Annotated in this window: 9 protein-coding genes; all 9 read right to left on the reverse strand. The window is 71.7% G+C overall.

The window, feature by feature from the left end; genetic code table 11:
* Positions 1 to 125: 125 nt before the first annotated feature.
* The 9 genes from V6V16_RS03925 to V6V16_RS03965 all read right to left on the reverse strand — a co-directional run bounded on the left by V6V16_RS03925 (position 126) and on the right by V6V16_RS03965 (position 22,564).
* Entirely contained in the window at positions 126 to 1,559 is a 1,434-nt protein-coding gene (locus V6V16_RS03925; RefSeq protein WP_334559521.1) for an RICIN domain-containing protein, read from the reverse strand.
* Positions 1,560 to 1,793: 234 nt separating this feature from the next.
* Positions 1,794 to 3,299 carry a family 43 glycosylhydrolase gene (locus tag V6V16_RS03930; protein ID WP_334559522.1) on the reverse strand — a complete coding sequence of 502 codons (1,506 nt, stop codon included), beginning with the start codon at positions 3,297 to 3,299 and terminating at the stop codon, positions 1,794 to 1,796.
* Positions 3,300 to 3,407: 108 nt separating this feature from the next.
* Entirely contained in the window at positions 3,408 to 4,271 is an 864-nt protein-coding gene (locus tag V6V16_RS03935; RefSeq protein WP_334559523.1) for a family 43 glycosylhydrolase, read from the reverse strand.
* Positions 4,272 to 4,336: 65 nt separating this feature from the next.
* Positions 4,337 to 5,776 (reverse strand): glycoside hydrolase family 43 protein, encoded by a 1,440-nt coding sequence (locus tag V6V16_RS03940; RefSeq protein ID WP_334559524.1) that lies wholly within the window; start codon positions 5,774 to 5,776, stop codon positions 4,337 to 4,339.
* Between the two features lie 387 nt (positions 5,777 to 6,163).
* Positions 6,164 to 8,491, reverse strand: coding sequence for a penicillin acylase family protein (locus tag V6V16_RS03945; RefSeq protein WP_334559526.1), 2,328 nt, complete (start codon positions 8,489 to 8,491; stop codon positions 6,164 to 6,166).
* On the reverse strand, positions 8,488 to 9,756 hold the full coding sequence (locus tag V6V16_RS03950; RefSeq protein ID WP_334559528.1) for an MFS transporter: 1,269 nt from the start codon (positions 9,754 to 9,756) through the stop codon (positions 8,488 to 8,490). Before V6V16_RS03950 ends, V6V16_RS03945 begins: the two co-directional genes overlap by 4 nt.
* On the reverse strand, positions 9,753 to 12,473 hold the full coding sequence (locus tag V6V16_RS03955; RefSeq protein WP_334559529.1) for an amino acid adenylation domain-containing protein: 2,721 nt from the start codon (positions 12,471 to 12,473) through the stop codon (positions 9,753 to 9,755). The genes V6V16_RS03950 and V6V16_RS03955 overlap by 4 nt, the downstream gene beginning before the upstream one ends.
* Before the next feature lie 34 nt (positions 12,474 to 12,507).
* Complete coding sequence (locus V6V16_RS03960) at positions 12,508 to 19,194, reverse strand: amino acid adenylation domain-containing protein (RefSeq protein WP_334559530.1); 6,687 nt, start codon at positions 19,192 to 19,194, stop codon at positions 12,508 to 12,510.
* Positions 19,195 to 19,204: 10 nt separating this feature from the next.
* Complete coding sequence (locus V6V16_RS03965; protein ID WP_334559532.1) at positions 19,205 to 22,564, reverse strand: fatty acyl-AMP ligase; 3,360 nt, start codon at positions 22,562 to 22,564, stop codon at positions 19,205 to 19,207.
* Between the last annotated feature and the right edge of the window lie 2 nt (positions 22,565 to 22,566).

Consider the following 22,566-nt stretch of genomic DNA (forward strand, 5'->3'; position numbering starts at 1 on the left):
GGACGGCGGCCGCTGGCGACCGCTTCCGGTTGGCCGGTGCCGTGGTGTGCGAGACGGTGCGCAACCGTGGACGACGAGTCGGAAGCTAGCGGTGCCCCGCGCCGTCGGTTGCGTCGGGCCGACCGTCAGACCACCGTGCGCGACCACTGCTGATTGGTGCCGGTGTGGCACGGGTACTGCTTGAGGACCACGCCGTCCGCGGTCGATGCCGACGGCACGTCCACGCATTTGCCGCTGTGTCGCGCCCGGAGCTGGAAGTAGCCGCCGTTGGCGATGATCTGGAACTGCTGGTTCGTGCCGGTGCCACAGGTGTACTGGACGAGCTCGGCGCCGTCGGCGGTGGAAGCGCTCACCACGTCCAGGCACCTTCCGCTGTGCCGGCTGACGACGCGCCAGTAGCCGCTGCCGGCGTCCTGGAACTGCCACTGCTGCCACGCACTGCCGCCGTAGGTGTACTGGCCGACGCGCGCGCCGTTGTCGGTGTTCGGTGACTGGACGTCCATGGCCTTGCCGCTGTGCCGCGCGTTGATCCGGTGGAACGTGCCCGTCGCTGGCGGAGGCGTCGTGGGGCCGCCGCCGACGGTGTCGCCCCACGCATGGCGGATCCGGTCGGCGCCGGAGGGGTTGCGGACGGTCAGGTCGAGGTTGGTGCCGCTGCCGCTGAGCGAGAACATCGAGTACCAGTCGTAACCGGAGCTGCCGGTGGGCTTGCCGCCGATGGCCGGCCAGTAGGTGCCGCCCATCCGGTTGTCGCGCATGACCTGGGCCATGGCGCGGATGTGGCGCACGAAGTTGTCGGTGCTGCTCGCGTCGGCGTAGTCGAGGCCGTTGTCCATGGGCGCGCCGAACTCGGTCGCGACCGCGCGGGAGGCGCAGCTGCCGAGGCGGGTCTGGATGTGGCTTCGGAAGGCGTCGTAGGTCATCGCGCTGTAGAAGAAGGCGTAGTGGTGGAAGGAGAGCAGCGTCGAGTTGAAGCGGGCGTCGGCGCAGACGTCCCGCAGGTCCTGGCTGTAGCCGGTGCCGCCGATGAGGACCCGGCCGGGCACCGCCGAGTAGTGGTGGCTGAGCCAGTCGGCCGCGACGTCGCGCCACTCCGCCGAGCTGTAACCGTGCGGCTCGTTCATCGGCTCGAAGTAGACGTTGGTGTTCGAGCCGTACGTGTCGGTCACCGTGGACCACATCGTGTTCCACGCGGCCAGGTTCGTGATCCTGCCGCCGGAGGCGGCACCGTCCTCCCAGTAGGCCAGGATGACCTTGAACCCGCGGGCGGTGGCGGCGTCGATGGCGCCTCGGTAGGCGTTCCACCACGTCGTCCCCACCGTGTGGGTGTTGATGGGCAGCCGGACGGTGTTGACCCCCATGGTGGAGGCCATGTCGTCGTAGAGGGCACTGGCCTTGGCCCGTACCGTCGCGTTGCTGTCGGACGGGCTCAGGCCCTGCACGACGAGCGGACCGGTGCTGAAGTTGTCACCCAGCACGGCCCAGTTCATGCCGCGGAACTGGTTGGTGGCGGCGGTGGCCGGCGACGCCGTGACGACGACGCCGACCGTCGCTGTCACCGCTGTCACCGCTGCCACCGCTGTCACCGCTGTCACCAGCGCGATCAGCGACCGACGCGACGATCGGGTGCTCCGCGACGGCCCCGATGAGTGACCGTCGGACGACGTGGTCCGTGTCAAGAAGCGTCCCATCACTGGATCTGCCCTCTCTGGGTTCGTCAACTGGCGAGGATCGACCGGTGGCCGTCGCCCGCCGCACCACGGCGGGCGACAGCGCACGGTGCTGCCGGAGTGTCAGGAGGTTCGGCGGAACGTGGCGTCGGCACGGTCCGTGTCGGTGCCGGGCACGTCGATCCGTAGCACGTAGTCGCTGTGCCTGACGTACCGGTCGGGGAAGTTGTAGGACTGGAACGACGACCACGACGAGTTCGCCAACCCGGCCACCTGCCGGAAGGTGGCGTCCCCCCGGAACGTCGTCGAGCCGTCGTTCGCCGCCAGGCCCAACACGTAGTTGTCGTGCCGCAGGTAGTGGCCGGGGAAGTTGACCGACTCGAACGACACGTACCCGGATCCGCCGTTCGCCAGTCCGGGGACGACGCGGAACTGCCCGTCCAGCGCCGGGTCGACGTTCGGGTCGATCCGGACGGCGTAGTTCTGGTGCCGCACGTAGCGGTCCTGGAAGTTGTACGACTGCAACCGCTGGACCGGCACCGCGCCGGCGTTGTTGAGCTCGCCGGACGGGCCGGCCAGGACGGTCGAGGTGGAGACGGGCACGCCGAGGTTCGGCGTGCCGTCCGGGTTCCAGGAGATCCGCTGCGCGCGGCTGGTGCGGGTGGTTCCGCATCCCTGCGAGGGCGAGGCGTTGGCGTGGTAGACGATCCAGTCCTCGGTGCCGTCGGGCGAGGTGAAGAAGGAGTGGTGGGCGGGACCGTACACCCCGTTGGCGTCGCTGCGCTGGAAGAGCGGATTGACGAGCTTGGTCCACGAGGTGCGACTCAGCGGGTTGGAGCCGGTCAGCTCCAGCGCTCCGATCTTGTAGTCGGGTGTGGCGCAGAAGCTGGCCGAGTAGGTGAGGAACGTGCGGCCGGCGCGTTGCAGCACGAAGGGGCCTTCGTTGACGGGGTTGCCCTGGCGCTCCCACGGGAAGGTGGGCTCAGAGATCAGCGTCCCCAACGACGCGGGTGTCCACGGGTTGGTCAGTCGGGTGATGTAGAGGCTCTGCAGGCCACCGTTCTCGAACCCGGAGTTGTTGTTGAACGCGGAGAACACGAAGTAGTTCACCCCGCTCACCGTCATGACGCTGCCGTCGATCGACCAGCCGTTGTTCGGCATCAGGTTGAGCTGGCCCCGGTAGGTGTAGGGACCCATCGGATCGGTGCCCGCGCTCTCCAGCACGTGCTGGCGCTGCCCGCCGCAGCACGCGCTCGGGCCGGCCGAGTAGTACAGGTACCAGCGCTGCCCGTTGGGGCCGTTGAGCAGGTGCATGCTGGGCGCCCACATGTTCGATGTCGCGTTCGGCTGCGACATCGTGAACACTCGGGTCTCCGGCGCGGTACGCAGGCCGCCGAGCGTCGGCGCCCTGCGGATGTAGATGTTCCCCGTCCAGGTGGTGGCCGTGTAGTAGTAGTTGCCGTTGTGATAGCCGATCCACGGGTCGGCGCTGTTGGGCGTACCGACGACGGGATTCTGGAACGACGCGCCAGGAGCGGCGCCGCTCGGGGTGGAGACGGCGACCATGCCGACGCTGAGCAGGACGGCGGTGACCACCGCGGTGACCAGGGATCGTGGACGTGTGCGCATCCGCGGGTCCTTTCGACGGGCGTTTTCGGGCGTGGCGAGGCGACGACGCACCGAGCCAACTGGCGTACCGGCGTTCGCGAGCCGCTGGCGAGGACCGCGAACGTCAGGTCACTTAGGGATTGCCGTGCCGTGGCGGCAGCCGGAGCAGCCGACCAGGCTCAGGCCGGTCCACGAGGTGAGGTTCGAACTCGTCGCCGTCCAGACACCACCGTTGGTGTACCTGTCGACGTAGATCCGGTACCGCCCGTCGTCGAGCCGCACCAGGGACGGGCCCTCGTAGCCGGAGCTCCACAGGGTGCCCGCGCGGGTCCAGCCGCTGGTCAGGCTGTTGCTCGTCCAGCGCTCGATGTACTTCGTGCTCTCGTTCTTCGTGAAGGCGTGGTAGGTGCTGCCGGACCTCACGACGTAGGTGTCGATGTAGTTGTGGCCCAGGCCACCCATCTGCTGCGGGCCGCTCCACGACGTGAGGCCCGGGTTCTGGGCGGTGTAGACGTACGGGCGGAAACCGCTCGGGTTCGTGGTCTGCCGGACGCTCACGACGACCCGGACCGCGCTGCCCTCGACGTAGAACTCCGGCGCCCACACGTTTCGGGTGCCGGGTATGCCCGACGGGACGGTGGCGATGTTCGTCCAGTTCCGCAGGTCGGTGCTTCGCGCGACGGCGAAGTAGGTCGAGTTCGTGGTCCAGGACTGCCAGGTGTACGCGACGTAGTAGGTGCCCTCGCGCTTGATGATGCTCGGATCGCGGAGCACGCCTGTCGGGCCGCGGAAGTTCGTGTCGTGCAGGACGCTGTAGCTCGTCCCCCCGTCGGTCGACTGGTAGACCCACAACTCCTGGTCCGCCGCGCCGTCACCCTTGAACGTCGTATAGATCAGCGTGGTGGCCGCCGAGGCGGGCTGCGGCACCGTCAGAGCGCCGAGGAGGAACGCGAGGACGCCGACGACCGCAGCGAGCGGGCGGGGGCGTGTCACCTTCCGGTCCTTCCGAAACCTCATGTCGTCTCCCTGGGCCGGGGCTGCTCGATCAGCGGTCGGGTTCAGCTGGTGACGCGGAAGGTGGCGTCGGCACGGCTCTGCGCGTCGGCGACCGGATCGAGCCGGAGGAGGTAGTTGGAGTGCCGGACGTAGCGGTCCGGGTGGCTGTAGGACCGCAACGACGTCCACGAGGGGTCGGCGAGGCCGGCGACCTGCCGGAAGGTGGCGTCGGCGGCGAAGGTCGCGGTGCCGTCGTTGGCCTCCAGCCGGAAGTCGAACCCGTAGTGGCGCAGGTAGTGGCCCGGGAAGTTGACCGACTGGATGGAGACGGTGCCGGCGCCGACCAGGCCGGGCACCAGCCGCCACTGGCCGTCCTGGGCGGGGCTGACGTTCGGGTCGATGCGGACGTCGTAGTCCGCGTGCCGCACGTACCGCTCCGGGAAGTTGTACGACTGGAGCCGGTTGGTCGCGCTCGTGCGCCAGCGGGCGAGCACCCGGTTCTGTTCGGCGGCGGTCAGGTTGAGGATCGAGCCGTGCCGTTTTTTGGTGCCGCCCATCGCGTACGAGCCGGACGCCGGGAGCCGGAACTCGTCCGGGCTCGACGGGTCGGTGGTCAGGACGGGCAGGTATCCGCGCCCGGTGGCGTACTGGTCGAGGTAGAGCACCCACTCGTTGCGGGCGTTGAACCTCATCCACATCGGCCCCTCGACCTGTGAGCCGGTCAGCCCGATGCCGGACAGGTTCCCGAGGTTCGTCCAGGTGCCGAGGATGGAGTTGCTGCCTTCGATGGTGATCTGGTCGTCCCGGGAGGCCCGGACGTAGCGGTACGCGCCGACACCGGCCGGCACCTCGACGATCTGGGTGTCGATGATCTCCTGGCTGCCGGGCCGGCTGACGAAGACCTGCGGGGTGGTGATGCTGCGGAAGTCCGCCGTGCGCGCGTGGTAGACGCGGTGCTTGGCCACGCCGTTGAGCGGGACGTTCGTCGCCCAGTAGAGGACGTAGTCGCCGGTGGCCGGGTTCCAGATCGCCTCCGGGGCCCAGGCGTTACGGCCGTCCGGGATGGCGCCGGCGACGTTCAGCAGCCACGGCGCCGACCAGTTGACCAGGTCGGCGGAACTCCACACGACGAGGCTGCGGCTGCCGTTGTTGATCGCGGCAGGCCAGTCCTGGCCACAGCCGATGCAGAGGTCGGTGGCGATCATCCAGTACCGGTCGCCGGCGGGCGAGCGGACCAGGGCCGGGTCGCGGACGCCGCGGGTACCGACGGTGGAACGCAGCACTGGCCCGCCGTTGTTGAGGTCCGTCCAGCGCAGGCCGTCGGTGCTGTGGGCGAGGTGGATCTGCTGGCCGGTCGACGACTCGCCGGTGAAGTGCGCCATCAGGTAGCCGACGGTCGGGTCGAGCGCGGCCGCCTCCTTCGGCGTCGCCGCCGACCAGGTGGTGAAGAGCAGGCACGCGGCGACCGACACCGCGCAGAGCCGGGCGAGGACTCTCGACATGGGTCGTTCTCCTTCACGGAGGGCGGTCGGCTGGAGGGTCGCGACCTTGTGCGTCGCGGTTGGTGTTAGCGCTAACATCATTAGCCGTGGGCTGGGGCGAGGATCGGCAGTCTCGGGCGCGGCCGCCGCACCGCCTCGCCAGCCCGGGCGGGTGGAGCTGATGCACGTACCTGCGCGCCGTTTGTTACGTTCGCGTGAAGACAAGTGTTAGCGATCCCATCGGGAGTGTCAAGAAATCGACCCCGGTCGTTCGATTTCAGGCCCCGCGGCGCCGGGCGAGCAGGGCTGGCGGAGAAGTCCCCGGTGAGCACGCCGGGGCGGTCGGTGGGCAAGCGGCCACCCCCGACCCGCCCCGACCGCCGCCGGCGAGTGAGTTCGTCCCTCGCGTCAACGTCGACGGGCCCGGTCGCGGGGTGTCAGGGTCAGGCGTCCCCGCACCTCCGGCAGCCGGTCGAGGCGCACCTCGTACAGTCGCCCCTCGGCGTGCGCCGGCGTCTGATCCCGGTAGTGGGGCGAGAGGGGATGGCCCGAGCTGCCGTGGCGGAGCACGTCGCGGATGCGGGTGCCGCCGGCGGGGCCGAACTCCACGACGAAGCGCCACGGCGCACCCTCGACCACCTGGCCGTCGCGGTCGGGATACATCAGACAGACGCTCTGCCCGCCACCGCCCACCGGGGTCGGGGGCGATCCGTACAGCGAGCGCAGCGTGTCCGACACCGCGGCCAGGGGGTGCTGGTCCGCGATCCGGTTCAACCTGCCGTAGCGCCAGCCGGCGGGGTCGTCGCCGAGTCTGTCGGCGAGTCGACGCGCCGCCTCGGTGAGGGCGTCGGCGACGATGACCGGCAGTTCCTCCGTCTCGCCGAGCCGCCGGCGGGCGTCCACGTCCATCACCAGGTGATCCACCTGAAGGGTGACGTCGGTCATGGCGTCGGCGACGGCCGCACCGAGCCGGCTGGTGATCCAGCGCTCGGTCAACACCCGGGCCAGCGCCCCGAAGACCAGCGGTGCGGTCTGGTCGACGTCGTCCCTGCCGTCCCAGGTGGCCAACGCCCGGTGGCTGAACGCGGCCAGGGGCGACTCCGGCGGATTCTCGTCGAGCGCCTCCAGCAGGGTGGGCAGGATGCGCCGTGCCCGGCCGTTGCGCAGGTCCGTCTGCCACGCGCCGAAGTCGTCCGGGCGGGCCGTCGGCGTCGCCGTCAGCAGCTCCTCGATCCGGTCGGCCCGGTACGGTCCGCCCCAGTCGCTGCCCAGGTGCGGGGCGACCCCGTCGGGCAGGATCCGGTGGTTGGCGCTGACCACGAAGCCCGTCGGCGGATCGACGACCTCCGGCAACTCGTCGAACGCGAGCGTGGTGGCCCAGCGGGCGGCCACCTCGGCCGCGCCGGCCGGGGCGAGGCCCTCCTGACGGTCACGGCGCGGCACGATTCCGGCCGTTCGCAGGGCGACCACACCGTCCCGGGTGGCGACGACGAGGTTGAGCACGGGCACGCCGAACCCCCGCAGGGTCTCGCGGAACGCCGGGTAGTCGCGCGTCCGCCACATGCGCTGGCAGCTCTCGGCCTCGGTGGACGGGTGAAGACCACTCCAGTAGAGCGCCACCGGGTCCACCTCCGTACCGCGTGGGCCCGGCAGGTCGACGTATCCCGTCCCGCCCGCGGCGGTCACGGTGATCTCGTTCCCGCCCCGCACCCGGACGACGCCGGTCTGCGACCACCGTGGCTCTGCCGTCGGGTCCGGCCGCTCCCCCACGGCCAGGTCCTGCGTGTCGATGGTGGAGTTCGTCACGCCCCACGCGAGATCCGGGTTGGCGCCGATCACCAGTCCGGGAACGCCCGGCACCGTCACCCCGTACGCGCGTTCGCCGTCGAGGTCCAGACCCAGCTGATACCAGAGGCTCGGCTGGGTGAACAGGATGTGCGGGTCGTTGGCCAGCGCGGCGAAGCCGGTGGCGGACCTGGTCGGAGAGACCGCCCACGCGTTCGAGCCGCTCCCCTGCCGGCCCGCGAAGAGGTCACCGAGATGGGCGGCGCCGGCCGCGGAGAGCAGCGCGGTGTCGCCGCGCCGTGCCGCCGGCCCCGCCGGGGCGTCGGCCCCGATGGTGACGCTGCCACCGGGCGGGTACTTCGGCGCCAGGAAGCTGCGGGCGAGGTCCGGTCGCTCCGCCAGCAGCCGGCTACGGAAGATCTCCTGCTGAAGGTTGCGGCCCAGTTGGAAACCGAGCTGCTTGACGATGGCCAGCGAGTCGCCGACCGACCACGGACCCGGCCGGTACCTCACCAGGTGGAAGTCGGGCGGAAGCTGCCCGCGCCGCCGCATCCGGCGCACCGCGGTGTCGACCCCGTGGGCGAAGGCCGCGAGGTTGGCTCGGGCAGGCGGCGAGAGCAGGGCCTCGCTCTGCCGGGCGGCCCGCTCGAAGGCGAGGGTACGGGCGAGGACGTCCGAACCGGCGGCGCGAGCGCCGAACACCTCCGCCAGCCGTCCGGTCGCCCGCCGGCGCAGGACGTCCATCTGCCAGAGCCGGTCGTACGCCATCGCGACCCCGACGCCCACGTAGAGGTCACGCTCGTCGCCCGCACGGATCCACGGGATGCCGCGTTCGTCGCGGTCGATGTCGACGGTCCCGTGCAGGGCCGCCACGGAGAGCACGCGGGTCCGCCGGAGCGCGCGGCTGCTCGGCCAGGCGACCAGGCGCAGGATGCCCGCCGCGGCGCTCATGACGCCTTGTCGGTCTCCGGGAGCTTGTCGTGACGACTCAGGTCGGGGATGCGCCGGCCGACCAGCAGGTAGATCGCGACGCTCACCAACGCCAGGGCGCCGATGGCGAGGAACATGACCGGCCCGCCGAAGGACGCGAGGACGAGACTGCCGAGGAACGGTCCGGTGAACCCGCCGACCTGAGCGAAGGTCTGTGCGCCGAAGTAGGCTCCGCGCCGGTCCTCGGGCGCGATCCGGTCGACGAGCGCGAACTCCGACGGCACGATCAGGGTCTCGGCGACGGTGAACACCAGCATCGCCACGATGTAGTGCCACATCTGCTCGGAGATCGCGAAACCGGCCATCCCGACGAAGGTGAGGATCCCACCGAGGGTGATGGCGTTCAGCGGGTTGTAGCGCTGCACGTAGCCGGCGGCGAAGAGCTGGAGGATGATCACCGCCACCGCGTTGGTGGTCATGACCGCGGCGAGCACCCGGGCGCTGTCGGCGAAGTCGATGACGAAGTTCTGGGCGAGCAGCACCGAGATCCTGCTGTGCACCGTCTCCAACAGGATCGCGCCGATGAGCAGAAGAAGCAGGCGGCGGTCCGACATCACCGCCCGGGCCGATTCGCCCAGTCCGCGGACGATGGTGCCCGTGCTGCGGCCGAGCGTCGTCAGCTCGGTGTCCCTGATGGAGGGTCGCGGCAGTTGCCGCGTGGCCGTCCAGAGGACGGCGAAGTAGACCAGGTACACGACGGCGGCGGCGGGGAAGGAGATCCGGGCGCCGGTGAGCCCGAGGGCCAGGCCGATCAGCGGACCGACGGCGTAGCCGGCGTTGATCGCGAGGTACTGGTAGGAGAACCACTTCACCCGCAGCGCAACGGGGAGCAGGTCGCTGATGAGCACCTTCGCGACCGGGCTGAAGGCACTGGTGGCGAACGCCATGGACGCGTTGAAGACGAACGCCGTCACGGCGTCGCGCGCGAAGAAGAACCCGACGAAGCTGCCGATCACCAACAGCAGGCAGGAGAGCAGGACCCGGCGGCGTCCCACGATGTCGGAGAGCGCGCCGCCGAGGAACCCACCGGAGATTCCGAAGAGCACGGAGGAGCCGATGACCAGGCCGACCGTCGAGACGGACAGGCCGAGTTCGTTGCGGAGGTAGATGGCCAGGAAGGGAATCGTCACGCCGTTGGCCAGGCTCATCACGCCGGAACCGCCGACGAGGATCCTGGCCAGTCGCGGTGGGCGGAACGCTGCGCTCGCAGCCGGTTCCCGGGTCAACTCGGGTTTCCTTCCGTCTTGTCCTGCTGGCGCTGGAACGCGATCATTGCCTCGGCGACGGTAGCCGCTTCGGGCTCACGCAGCATGCCCTCGTGGCTGGCGGCCACCACCGTCTCGGTCAGGTTCGGCAGCACCAGGTGCCAGCCCTCGGTGTGCCCGTCATCGTCGTCGGACCTCTCCAGGCCCGCTACCAGCAGCAGTGCGGGCACGGTCAGGGGAGGCGCGGGCTCCGCCATGATCCGCCCCATCGTCTGGTAATCCCCGAAGGCGTGGGTGAGCTCGCCGATCGTGGCGGCCAGCGCGGGCGTCGCCGTGGAGGCGGCCCACCGCAGGAGTTCCGCGTCGGCCAACCCGGCTGCGGACCGCGGCGAGAGCTCGCGCCACCGGCGGGTGTGCTCGGGAAACGCGAGGGCGACGTCGGAGAGGAAGTCGACCAGGCGGGTCCGGTCGTCCTCCCGGAGGCGCTTGTGCAGCGATCGTGGGCTCGGTGCGTCGAGCAGGGTGATGCTGTGCACCTGGCAACCGGCCGCCCGCATCGCATGGGCGAGGTGCAGCGCCATCGGCCCGCCCAGGGAGTGTCCGACGAGGTGGATCCCGGGATCGACGACGGGCAGCAGCTCGGTCAGGCAGGCCCGCGCGGCGACGTCGGCGGACGGCGTGCCGTCCTGCGCCCGGAGGAGGTCACGGGTGTGCAGGGCGTAGAACGGGCGGCCGCGCACGTGCGTCGACAGCCGCGCCATCGAGGCTCCGATCCCGAAGACGCCGGGCAGCGCCACCACGGGTGCCCGGCCGGCCATGGGGTCCCCCAGCGGCAACAGGTCGACCGGGCGGCGGGACGCCCCAGGCTGTCCGGCCTGCCGGGCCCGACGGACCGCGTCCGCCACCGCTCGTGTGGTCGGCGCCCGCAGGAAGTCGCGCAGCGGGACGACGACCCCGAACTGTCGGCGTACGGCGGCCAGCAGGCGGGTCGCCAACAGGGAGTTCCCGCCCTGCCGGAAGAAGTCGGTGTCCGGTTCGACCTCGGTGCCGGGCAGCAGCTCGGCCAGGATCGCCAGCAGGGACCGGGTGACGTCGTCGACGTCGGCGGGCACGTGTGGCGTCAGGACCGGGCCCGGGTCGGGCAGGGCCGCCCGGTCGAGTTTGCCGTTGGCGGTTCGCGGCAGCGCGTCGACGAGGACGAACGCGGACGGCACGGCATACGCCGGAAGGCGACCCTCCAGCCAGGAGCGCAGCTCCCCCGGACCGGCGCCACCGTCACCGACGACGTACGCCACCAGCCGTGTTCCCGTGCCGGGTGAGGTGAGCGGCACCACCGCGGCCTGCCGCACCCCGGGCAGGGCGACCAGGGCGGCGTGCACCTCCCCCAACTCCAGACGGTAGCCGCGGATCTTGACCTGGTCGTCGTCGCGCCCGTGGTACTCGTACTCGCCGCCGGGCGCCCGCCGGGCGAGGTCCCCGGAGCGGTATCCGCGTACCGGCCGGCCCTGCGCGTCGGTGACGGTGACGAACCGCTGCGCGGTGAGTTCCGGTTGCCCCAGGTATCCGAGGGCCACGCCCGCGCCCGTGACGACGATCTGCCCGATCTCGCCGTCGGCGACCGGCTGGTCGTCCTCGTCCCACAGCAGGAAGTCGAGGTCGGGAAGTGGCACGCCGATCGGGCTGGTCGTGCGGGCGACGTCGGAGGCGAGGATCCGGCGGTACGACGCGTGGACGGTGGTCTCGGTGATCCCGTACATGTTGACCAGTTCGGGCGCGACGTCGCCGTACTTGGCGACCCACGGCCGCAGGTCCCCGAACCGGAGCGCCTCGCCACCGAAGACCACCCACCTCAGCGGCAGCCGGTCGGCGTACTCGTCCTCCTGGGCCGCCAGCGAACTGAAGGCGGTGGGCGTCTGGCTGAGCATCGTGACCCGCTCCGCGCGCAGCAGCCGCCGCAGGGCGACCGGGTCCCGCATGACCTCGCCGGCGACGACGACCACGCACCCGCCGGTGAGCAGCGCCCCCCACATCTCCCACACGGAGAAGTCGAAGGCGAACGAGTGCGCCATGGTCCACACGTCTTCCGGCCCGAACCCGAACAGTGGCTGCGTGGTGCCGATCAGGCGCAGGACGTTGGCGTGCGAAACCTCGATTCCCTTGGGACGGCCGGTCGTGCCCGAGGTGTGGATGACGTACGCCCGGTCGGTGGGCGCGATCGGGCGGACCGGTGCGGCGGGCGGGCCCGGCTGTTCCTCGCCGCTGTCCGACGCGTCGAGCAGGACAGCCGCCACCGTCGTGGGCAGGGAGCCGGCCAGCGTACCCGTGGTGATCACCAGGGACGGCGCCGCGTCACCGACGATCATGCCGGTACGGACGGCGGGCGCCTCCGGGTCGAGCGGCAGGTACGCCGCACCCGTCCGGAGCACCGCCAGCGCCGCCACGATCATCCGCGCGGAGCGCGGCAGCAGCACGCCCACCAGCGGGCCGGGCGGCGCGGCCACCGCGATCCGGCTGGCCAGGGCCCGGGAGGCGGTAGCCAGCTCCCGGTACGTCAGGGCCTGCCGGTCGCAGCGGACGGCGACCCGGTCGGGGTGCCGACCGGCGACCTCGTCGAAGGCGGCGACCAGGTTGTCGGCGGTGACCGTCGCGGTGGCGGGCCGGCCGGCCGCCGGCACGGACCCGTCGCGGCGTCCGGCGAGCCGCCGACGCAGCCGTAGCGCGCGATCGGTCGACGTCATGAGCGGTTCTCCCCAGGTGTCGTTGCGCCGGTTCTCACAGGGCGAGCACCAGCGGGACGACCAGCCCTGCCGCTTCCACCCGCGACACGTACGCGCCCCAGTGCGGCGAGTCGATGAGCGTCGCCGTCGCGTGGTGGTCGATCTCCAGGGACCGGCCGCTCACCTCCCGCCAGATCGCCCCGAGCGTCCCGCGGTCCTCGTCGTCGACGAGGGTCGCCTCCTCCACCGCCCGGTCCGGGCTGCCCAGGAAGAACCTCAGCAGCCGGTCGGCCGCCCCGGCCAGCCGGTCGACGGACTCCGGGGTGAACAGCGACCGGTCGTACTCGATGGTCAGCCCGATCCGGTCCTCGTCGGTGAAGTGCAGCAACAGGTCGAAGCGACTCGCCTGCGCGCCCAGCTGGGTCACCGTCGTGTCCAGCCCCGGCAGCGCGGCGGCGCTCCGCATCGACCGGGCGACGGAGACCACGACCTGGACCAGGGGGCTGACTCCGGGGCGACGGGGTGCCCCCACCAGTTCCACGATCCTCTGCAACGGCAGGCTCTGGTGATCCAGGGCGTTCAGGGCGCTGTCCCGCACCGACGCGACGACGGCCCGCGCGCTGTGCTCCGGGTCGACCTGGTAGCGGAACGGCACGGTGTTGGCGAAGAACCCGACGAGGTCCCTCGTCTGCGCCGGGTGCCGACCGGCGACGGCCGCACCGATCACCACGTCCGACTGCTGGGCGAGCTTGGCCATCAGCACCGCGCTGACGGCGTGCACGACCATGAAGAGGGTCACGTTGTGCTGCTGCGCGAACGCCCGCACCTCGGCGGAGAAGCTCTCGTCCCACTCCCGGCGGTGCCGGCCCGCGGCCCGCGTACGGTCCTCGGTCCGCTCCAGGTCGGTCGCGAGGGCGAGTTCCCCGTCGTAACCCTTCAGGTAGGACCGCCAAAAGTCGCCGTCGCGGCGGGCCGGCGCCGATTCGAGGTAGTCCCGCTGCCAGCGGGAGTAGTCGCCGTACTGGATCGGGAGCGGGGCCAGGTCCGCCTCGCGTCCCGCCCGGTGGGCCGCGTACGCCTCGGCGATCTCCCGCAGGATCACCTCGTTGGACCAGCCGTCGGTGACCACGTGGTGGCTCGTCCATTCGAGCACGTGGTCCCGGTCGGAGAAGCGGTACAGGGTGGCCTCGGTCAGCACGCCACCGAGGTCGATGCGCCGCGTCGCCCGCTGCTCGACGTACCTCAGCATCGCCTCGGTGTCCCCCTGTGCGACCGACGCGTCAGTGGCCTCCCGGACCCGCAGGCGGGGCTTCGCGTCGGGGGCCACCACCAGCAACGGCACGCCGTCGCGTTCGACGATCCGGCTGGACAACACCTCGTGCCGCGTGACGAGCCGGTCGACGGCCGCCCGCAGCGCCGGCACGTCGAGGTCACCGCGCAGGTGCAGGAGGTAGCCGTCGGTGTAGGCACCGTCGGAGTCGAGCTGGTCGAGGTACCAGAGGCTCGACTGCGCCATGGACAGCGGGAACTCCCGCAGGCCGGCGGGCCTCGCCGGGACCGGCACGTCCGACTCCCGGTCGTTCGTCAGCGCCGCCTCGACCCGGGCGGCGAAGCCCCGGAGCGTCGGGTTCTCGAACAGCTCCCGGATCGGCAGGCGCACCCCGAGCCGGTCCCCCAGCCGCGCGAGGACCTGCGTGGCGTGCAGGGAGTGGCCGCCCAGATCGAAGAAGCTGACCTGGGGCCCGGGCCGGCGACCGGGCAGCACGGAGGCCCAGATCTCGGCGACGGCCTCCTCCGTCGGGGTCATCGGGATGGTGCTCTCCCCGGTCGGCTCGTCGACCGGGGACAGGTCGGTCGCCGCCAGCGACCGGGTGTCGACCTTGCCGTGGCTCGTACGCGGCAGCTGGTCGAGACGGACGAGGAAGTCCGGGATGGCGTTGCGTGGCAGGACCTGGCTGAGCCCGGCGCGCACCTCCTCGGGCCGCAGGTCCCGGCGGACCAGGGAGCCCCCGGTCGAACCGCCGGCGCCGCCCTCGACGACCTCCGGCACGAAGAATCCGGCGAGCTGCTTGCCGCCGTCGGCGGACTGCCGGACGATCACCACGCTCTCCTGGACGCCCTCGACACCGGCGAGGGCGCGGCTGACCTCGTCCAGCTCGACCCGGTTCCCTCTGATCTTGAGCTGGTTGTCGATCCGGCCGAGGAACTCCAGCGAGCCGTCCGCCAGCCGGCGGCCGCGGTCACCGGTGCGGTACATGATGCCGTCCCCGTCGACGGCGAAGGGATCGCTGACGAAGGCCGCGGCGGTCCGGTCGGGGTCGTTGACGTAGCCGCCGCCGACGCAGATGCCGCCGGCGTACAGCTCTCCGGGCGTGCCGGTGGGCACCGGCTCCCGGGCGCCGTCCAACACGTACAGTGCGGTGTTGCGCGCGGGCCGTCCGAGGGGGACGGAGGCGTCCCGCTCGTCGACGTCCGCCGCGACGAGGTGGTGCAGGACGTCGTCGGACGTCTCGGTCGTCCCCCACATGTTCAGCAGCCCCACCCCGGGGAGCAGCCGGCGGAACGTGTTGGCGGTCTGCGGGGTCAGCGTCTCCGCCTGCGAGGCGACCCAGCGCAGGCGGAACGGGGCGAACGCGTCGACGCCGTAGAACGCGAGTTCGGCGCACATGATGTTGAGCACGGAGGGCGTCACCTCCAGCACGGTGACCCCGTCCTCGGCCACGGCCCGCAGCAGCGACGCCGCGTCCTGACCGATCTCGTCCGGGTAGATCACGGTCGTGGCACCGACGGCGAGTGGCGCGAGGAACTGCCAGACGGAGATGTCGAAGGTGGCGGCGGCGTCCTGGGCCAGCCGGTCGCCGGGCCGCAGGTCCAGTTGCTGGATCTTGGCGTCGAGGTGGTTGAGCATGCCGTCGTGTCGGATCAGGGCGCCCTTGGGGTCGCCCGTGGATCCCGAGGTGAAGAGGATGTACGCACTGTCCCGACCGCCCGGTGCCGGGCCGAGCGCGACCGGGGTGCCGGCGGCGGCGAGGACCTCCGCCAGATCGGCCAGCTCGAGGTCAGGGATCTCGGCCAACGCGGCGCGGTGCGTCTCGTCGCACACCACCAGCCTCGCCCGTGCCCGTTCGACCATGCGGGCGACGCGCGCGGCCGGCCCCTGCGGCAGCGGCAGGTACACCGCGCCGAGGCGGAGGATGGCGAGGGTGACGACGAGGTAGTCGATGTTCCGGCCGCTGGCCAGGCCGACCACGGTGCCGTGACCCACCTGCCGCGCACGCAGCCACCCGGCCACCCGCTCGACGTGTGCGGCGAGCTCCCGGTAGGTGATCTCGCGGCCGCGGCAGACGGCGGCCACCTCGTCGGGGAAGGTCCGCACCGAGAGGGCCATCCGTTCGAGGAAGCCCGTCGCCGTCGCCGGTTCGACCGGTCCGCGTGAGATCTCCAGCAACGCCTGGTACCGCTGCTCACCGAGCAGCGCGAGCTGCGTCGGCTCGTCGTCCGGCTGGTCGACGACGCTCGTCAGCGCCCGCAGGAAGATGTCCGCCACGTCGTGGAGCTGGTCCTCCGAGATCCGCTCCATGTTCGCCTCGAGGTCGAGCGTGAGCAGACGACTGAACGGATCCTTGTTGAACTCGGCCCGCAGGGTGAAGTTCGTCTGGATGTAGCCGAAGCCGTCCACCACCTCGATGCCCGTGGCGTGGGCGAGCCGTTCGTAGCCGTGGAAGTGGGTGTAGTTGAACATGATGTCGGTCAGCTCGGGTACGCCGGCGAGACGGAGCATCTCGGCGTGCGGGAAGCGCCGCACCGGCAGCAGCTCCCGCTCCTTGTCGCTGGTCGCCGCGATCAGGTCGCGCCAGGTGCGACCGCGCGGCCGGAACCGGAAGGGTACGAGGTTGAGGTGCAGGCCGATGACCTCGGTGCCGCCCTCCTCCTCGACCCGCCCGTTGGCGGCGACGCCGAGCACGACGTCGTCGCGTCCCGTGAGCACCGACACCACCCGTGCCTGGACGGCCATCACCACGTGTTTGACCGACACCCCGCAGGCGGCGGCGAGCTGGTGCAGGCGGTCGGAGAGTTCCGCCGGGAGGTCCACACTGAGGAAGCCCATTCGCCCCTCGTGGACGTCGCCGGAGCCCCGGGCCAGGCGGGGCAGCAGGCTCGGCTCGACCTCGGCCAGTTCCTGTCGCCAGAAGTCCCGGACCGCCTCGTCGCGGAGCACGGCCTGTTCCCTGGCGATGAAGTCGGCGTACCGGCGCACGGGCAGGGCACGGTCGTGCGAGGCGATGCCCTGCAGGTCCTGCCAGTAGTCGACGAGAATCTCCGCGAGCAGCGACGTCTCGCTCCACCCGTCGAACATCGTGTCGTGGAAGCTCATGGAGAACATGAACTCGTCGGGGCCGAGCAGATGCGCCGTGAAGCGCACCAGAGGCGGCTGCGCCCAGTCGTACGGGTTGCTCATCTCCCGACGTCGCCAGGCCTCGAACTCGGCCAGCTGCCGGTCCTCGTCGAACCGGCTCAGGTCCGTCACGCTCAGCGGGGTCCGGGCCTTCGCGTGGACGAGCTGGAGCGGCTGCGAGAAGCCGGACAGGTGGAACGACGTCCGCAGGATCTCGTGGCGCTCGGTCACCCGCGCGAGCGCGCGGCTCATGGCGTCGCGGTCGAACCTGGCGCGCAGCCGGAACATGAAGATGTCGCAGTACATGTTGACGCCCTCGGCGTACGCGCTGTGGAACAGCACGCCGGCCTGGAGGGTGGCCAACGGGTAGGCGTCCACCGTGCCGGCCGGCAGGCGCTCCCGGTCCGCCGGGTCGATGAGGCTGAACGGCTCGACCGGCGGGTCGATCGACTCGTCCGTGGCGACCGCGTTCGCGGCCAGCGCACGCGGCGTCTTCAGCTCGTAGATGTCGGCCAGGTCCAGCACCATGCCGCGGTTCGCCGCGGCCGCGCGCAGCTGCACCGCGATGATGGAGTCCCCGCCGATGCCGAAGAAGGAGTCGTCGGGTCCCACCCCCTCGACGCCGAGCACCTCCTCGAAGAGCGCGCGGATCGCCCGCTCCACGGTCGCCGACGAGGCGTCGGCGACCGTCTCCGTGGCCATCGGCGCCCGGAGCTGGTTGGCCGCGGTGGGTGCGGGCAGGAGGGTGAAGTCGACCTTCCCGTTGGCGTTGACGGGGATCTCCGGCACCGGGACGACGAACGCCGGGAGCATGTACGACGGCAGGCTCGCCCGCAGCAGCTCCGGAATCTCCCCCAGCTCGCAGCCGGGGCCGTGGGTCACGTACGCGACGATCTGCGTCCGGTTGCTGCCGGTGCCCGACGCCGCCGGCTGCCCGGCCCGGACGAGACTGCGCACCGGGGAGATCCGCCCGGACACCGCCTCCTGTTTCACCACCGGATTGCGCTGCGGCCGCGCCCGACGGACGGTCACCGCGACCTGCTCGACGCCGGGTACCGCGGTCAGCGCCGCGTGGATCTCCCCGAGCTCCACCCGGTGCCCACGGATCTTGACCTGGTCGTCGGCCCGCCCCAGGTACTCGTACTCCCCGGCGGGGGTCAGACGCGCGAGGTCACCGGAGCGGTATCCCCGCACGGGCCTGCCGTCGACGGTCAGGTCGAGGAACCGCTCGCCGGTCAGCCCGGGCTGGCCCAGGTATCCGGTGGCCACCCCTGGTCCGGTCACGATGATCTCACCGGTCCGGCCCGGGGCCACCGGCCGGCCCTGCTCGTCCCAGAGCAGGAAGTCGAGGTCCGACAGCGGACGACCGATGAGGCTGGCCGTGCTCGCCAGGTCGGCCGCCAGCACCCTGCGGTACGAGGAGTGGACCGTCGTCTCCGTGATGCCGTACATGTTGACCAGCTGCGGCTGCTGGTCGCCGTACCTGCCCACCCAGGGCCGGAGGTCACCGAAGCGCAGCGCCTCACCGCCGAAGACCACCCACTTCAGCGGCAGCCTGTCGGGCCGGGAGAGCTCGTGCGCGACCAGGCTGTTGAAGGCGGTGGGCGTCTGGCTGAGCATCGTCACCTGTTCCTCGGCGAGCAACGCCCGGAAGGCCACCGGGTCCCGCGCGACGTCCTGTCCCACGACGACCAGCCGGCCACCGGAGAGCAGCGCCCCCCACATCTCCCAGACGGAGAAGTCGAAGGCGAACGAGTGGAACATCGTCCAGACGTCGCCGGCGCCGAAGCCGAACTGCGGCCGGGTGGACCGGATCAGGCGCAGCACGTTGCCGTGGCTGACCTCCACGCCCTTCGGCCGCCCGGTGGTGCCCGAGGTGTAGATCACGTAGGCGCGGGTGTCCCACCCGGCGGGGCACCGCCCGTCGGTGTCGTCGCTGCGGTCCTCCGCGACGTCCTGCGGGCCCAGCACCGGGGTCTCCGGCGGCAGCAGCTCCGCCAGCTCGGGAGTCGCCAACACCACCGAGGGCCTCGCGTCCGCCACGATCAGCCTCAGCCGGGCGGCGGGAGTGGACGGATCGACCGGCACGTACGCCGCGCCCACCCGCAGCACGGCGAGGCTCGCCACCACCATGTCCACCGAACGCGGCAGGAGCAGCAGCACCGGACGCGACGGGTCGTCGACCCGCGCCCTGATCGCCGCGGCGAGAGCCGTCGACCGGGCGGCCACCTCGGCGTACGACATCCGCCGGTCTCCGCAGCACACCGCGATGCTGTCCGGGTGACATCGGGCGACCTCGTCGAACGACTCCACCAGATTACCGACGGCAACATCGGAAGCAGTCATCATCTCCGCCTTAGCTGGGTCGAACCGGGTCGTGGGCGAGTGGTGTGGACGGTTGCCGGAGCAACCGGGCGAGATTCTCGGAGAACCGCCGACACACCTCGGCTGCCACCTCCGCGGACACGAGGTTGCGTCGATGCACGAGGCGGAACGCGAGTCCGTCCGCGTCGAGGGCGCCGTAGAGGCTCGTCGCGAAGGCGACGTCCACGGGCGGCACGTCGAACGTCTCGACGTCGTGGGACCCGATCCGCCGCCGCCTGCGGCTCCAGGGCACGGACAGTCCCACGTCGCTGCCGTCCACCGGCTGCTGAAGCGTCAACGTCGCCTGGAAGAGCGGATTCTGGCCGTGCCGGTCCGCGGCGAGTGCCCGGACCAGGTCGCTGAAGGGAACGTCCGCGCTCGACAGTGCCGCCCGCAGTTCCCGCCACAGGCGTTCCTCGAGTGCCGACGGCTCGGGCCGGTCGGTCAGGTCACCGAGGACGGGCACCATGTTGACCAGGTAGCCGACGGTGCCGGCGAAGCGCTGGTCGGTGCGCCCGTGGTGCGGCGCGCCGATCACGATCCGCGGCTCGCCGGTGACCTGGTGCAGGGCCCCGGCGTAGGCGGCCAGCAGGGAGACGAAGGGGGTGAAGCCGCGCCGCGCCGCGTGCCGGTGGAGGTTCCGTACGACCTCCGGGTCGATCTCGAAGTCGATCCAGCCGGCCCGGTGCCGCTCCGGGTCCGGGCGTCGTCGTGGAGCCTGGGCGCCAGCGGGTCGTTCCGGGAAGAGCACGAGGTCACGCAGTGGCCGCCACTTCTCCGCCAGGGCCGTGACCCGATCGGGCCAGTCGGAAGCGAGTCGTGCCTGCTGCTGCAACCGCGCCCAGTCGGTGGCGTCCGCCGCGTCCGGTTCCGCCGTGGCCGGCGGGGCGTCGCCGCCCGTGATCCGGGGCAGGATCTCGGCGAGCAGAAGCTGAAGCGACCAGTGGTCGACGACCGCGTGGTGACACGCCACGAGAAGCACCGTGCCCTCCGGCGGGTACGCCACCCCGGCCCGCACCAACGGGCCCCGCACCAGGTCGAAGGGGCGGTAGGCCCGATCGTGCAGGTAGGCCCGTACCGCCTCGTCGGGGCCGTCCGGGAAGGCCCGGCACTCCCAGTCGACGGTGCCCTGGCCGTGGACGGTCTGCACGCCGGATCCGAGCGGTCCGAGCGTCGTACGCAGCGCGGGGTGCCGAGCGACGACCACGTCGATCGCGGCACGCAGTCGTTCCTCCTCGACGCGGCCGGAGACGCGCAGCGCGACCGCCAGGTTGTTCGCCCGGCTGCCGCGGGACACCTCGTCGTAGAAGTGCAGCTCGACCTGGCCGGCCGAGGCGGGGCACACCGCGCCGGTCTGCGCCGGCAGCGGTGCGGCGGCCGGGCCGGGAGCCGCGGCGGCGGCGATCAACTCGGCCACCGACCGGTCGCCGAAGAACAGCTCGGCGTCCAGGGTGCCGTCGACCAACCGCTCGACCGCCGCCTTGAGTTCGATCAGTCGCAGCGAACCGAGTCCCAGCGCCGCCAGCGGCAGCGACCGGTCCAGTGCGGACCCTTCGAGGTTCGCGTACCGCCGGACGAGCTGTTCCACCGCGGTGGACCGGTCGCCGGGGTGGGTGTCGGCGGCGGCCCGCCCGGGCGCCACGGCCGGGGCCGCCGGCACGACGAGCTTGAGCCGTCCGCCGACGAACTGCTCCCTGGTGGCACGCCGGCGGATCTTCCCGCTGGAGGTCTTCGGTATCGCGCCGGGCATGACGACGACCACGTCGTCGAGGTCCAGCCCGCACTCGGTGGCCACCCGACGCCGCAGCCCGGCGGTCAACGACGTGAGCAGCGCGGGGTCCGCGAGCAGACGCGCCAGCCCGGCGCGGGAAGCCTCGACCACGAGCGCGACCCGCTGGTCACCGGTCTCCGGCTGGAACGCCGCGGCACCGCCCCGGCGCAGGTGCTCGTCGCCCGCGGTGGCGGCGGCCTCGATGTCGTGCGGGTGGTAGTTGCGGCCCGCCCGGATGATCAGGTCCTTCTGACGCCCCGCGACGTAGAGTTCGCCGTCGTACATCGCGCCGAGGTCCCCGGTACGCAGGAACGTCCCCTGCCGGCCGCCGACGGTGGCGGCGAACGTCGCGGCGGAGTCGGACCTGCCCCAGTACCCGGCGGCCACCCCGCCGGAACTCACGCAGATCTCGCCGACCTCGCCCGCGGCGCAGGGCTCGCCGTCCGCGCGACGCACGGCGACCGTCGTACCCGGTGGCGGGGTGCCGCAGGAGACCAGCGTGACCGGCTCCGTCCCGGCTGCTCCGGTCGCCTCGGTCAGCCGGCCCGTTTCGAGAGCGTGCCGATCGAAGGCACTGGCGCGGTAACCGGTCGACGCCTCCGGGCCGCTGACGAAGAGCGTCGCCTCCGCCAGGCCGTAACACGGGTAGAACGCCCGGCGGTCGAACCCGAGTGGCGCGTACGCGGCGGAGAACGCGTCCATCGTCCGCCGGTCCACCGGCTCAGCGCCGTTGAAGGCGATCCGCCACGAGCTGAGGTCGACCCCGTCGAGCAGCCCGGCGTCGAAGCGGTCCGCCAGGAGCTGGTAGGCGAAGTTGGGTCCACCGGAACAGGTCGCCTTGAACCGGGACACCTCCGCCGGCCACCGCAGCGGGTCCCGGACGAAGGCGAACGTGTCGAGCAGGATCGCCGGTACGCCCACGAACAGCGGCAGCAGCGTGGTGCCGATGAGACCCATGTCGTGGTACATCGGCAGCCAGCTGAGCACCACGTCGTCGGTGTTGATCCCGAAGCCGGCGGCGATGGCCCGGTGGTTGTCGGTGAGGTTGCCGTGGCCGACCATGACCCCCTTGGGATCGCCCGTCGATCCGGAGGTGTACTGGAGGAAGGCGAGGTCGCCCGGCCCCGGCCGGTGGGGCGCCACCGGAGCGGCGTGCGCCCGCACCGCCTCGATCGGGTGCACTGCCGGTCCGCCCGGCCCGGCCGCCAGCCCAGACAGCGGTTCGACCAGCTTCGCGGTGGTCAGCGCGTGGGTGGCTCCGCAGTCGCGCACGACGGTGGTGACGCGGTCGAGGCGCGCGTTGGGGCCCGGCGGGTAGAGCGGCACCGCGACCACGTTGGCGTAGAGGCAGCCGAGGAAGGCCGTGACGTAGTCGAGACCGGGTGGGAAGAGCAGCAGCGCCCGGTCGCCCGGTTCGGCGACCGACCGCAGGTGGCCGGCGACGGTACGAGCGCCCTCGTCGAGCTGCCCGTACGTGGTGCTGGTCGCCGCCCCGGCACCGTCGACGAAGGTCAGAGCGGGTTCGTCCGCTCGGGTGTCCGCCCAGGCTGACAGGGCCGCTGTGAGCGAGGTGTGCGTCATGG

The organism is Micromonospora sp. CPCC 205561, from assembly GCF_036906775.1.
Lineage (GTDB): Bacteria > Actinomycetota > Actinomycetes > Mycobacteriales > Micromonosporaceae > Micromonospora.

Coding starts and splice junctions, on each gene's coding strand:
- V6V16_RS03930 (WP_334559522.1), bottom strand. CDS start 3,299: ATGCGCACACGTCCACGATCCCTGGTCACCGCGGTGGTCACCGCCGTC.
- V6V16_RS03940 (WP_334559524.1), bottom strand. CDS start 5,776: ATGTCGAGAGTCCTCGCCCGGCTCTGCGCGGTGTCGGTCGCCGCGTGC.
- V6V16_RS03945 (WP_334559526.1), bottom strand. CDS start 8,491: ATGAGCGCCGCGGCGGGCATCCTGCGCCTGGTCGCCTGGCCGAGCAGC.
- V6V16_RS03955 (WP_334559529.1), bottom strand. CDS start 12,473: ATGACGTCGACCGATCGCGCGCTACGGCTGCGTCGGCGGCTCGCCGGA.
- V6V16_RS03960 (WP_334559530.1), bottom strand. CDS start 19,194: ATGACTGCTTCCGATGTTGCCGTCGGTAATCTGGTGGAGTCGTTCGAC.
- V6V16_RS03965 (WP_334559532.1), bottom strand. CDS start 22,564: ATGACGCACACCTCGCTCACAGCGGCCCTGTCAGCCTGGGCGGACACC.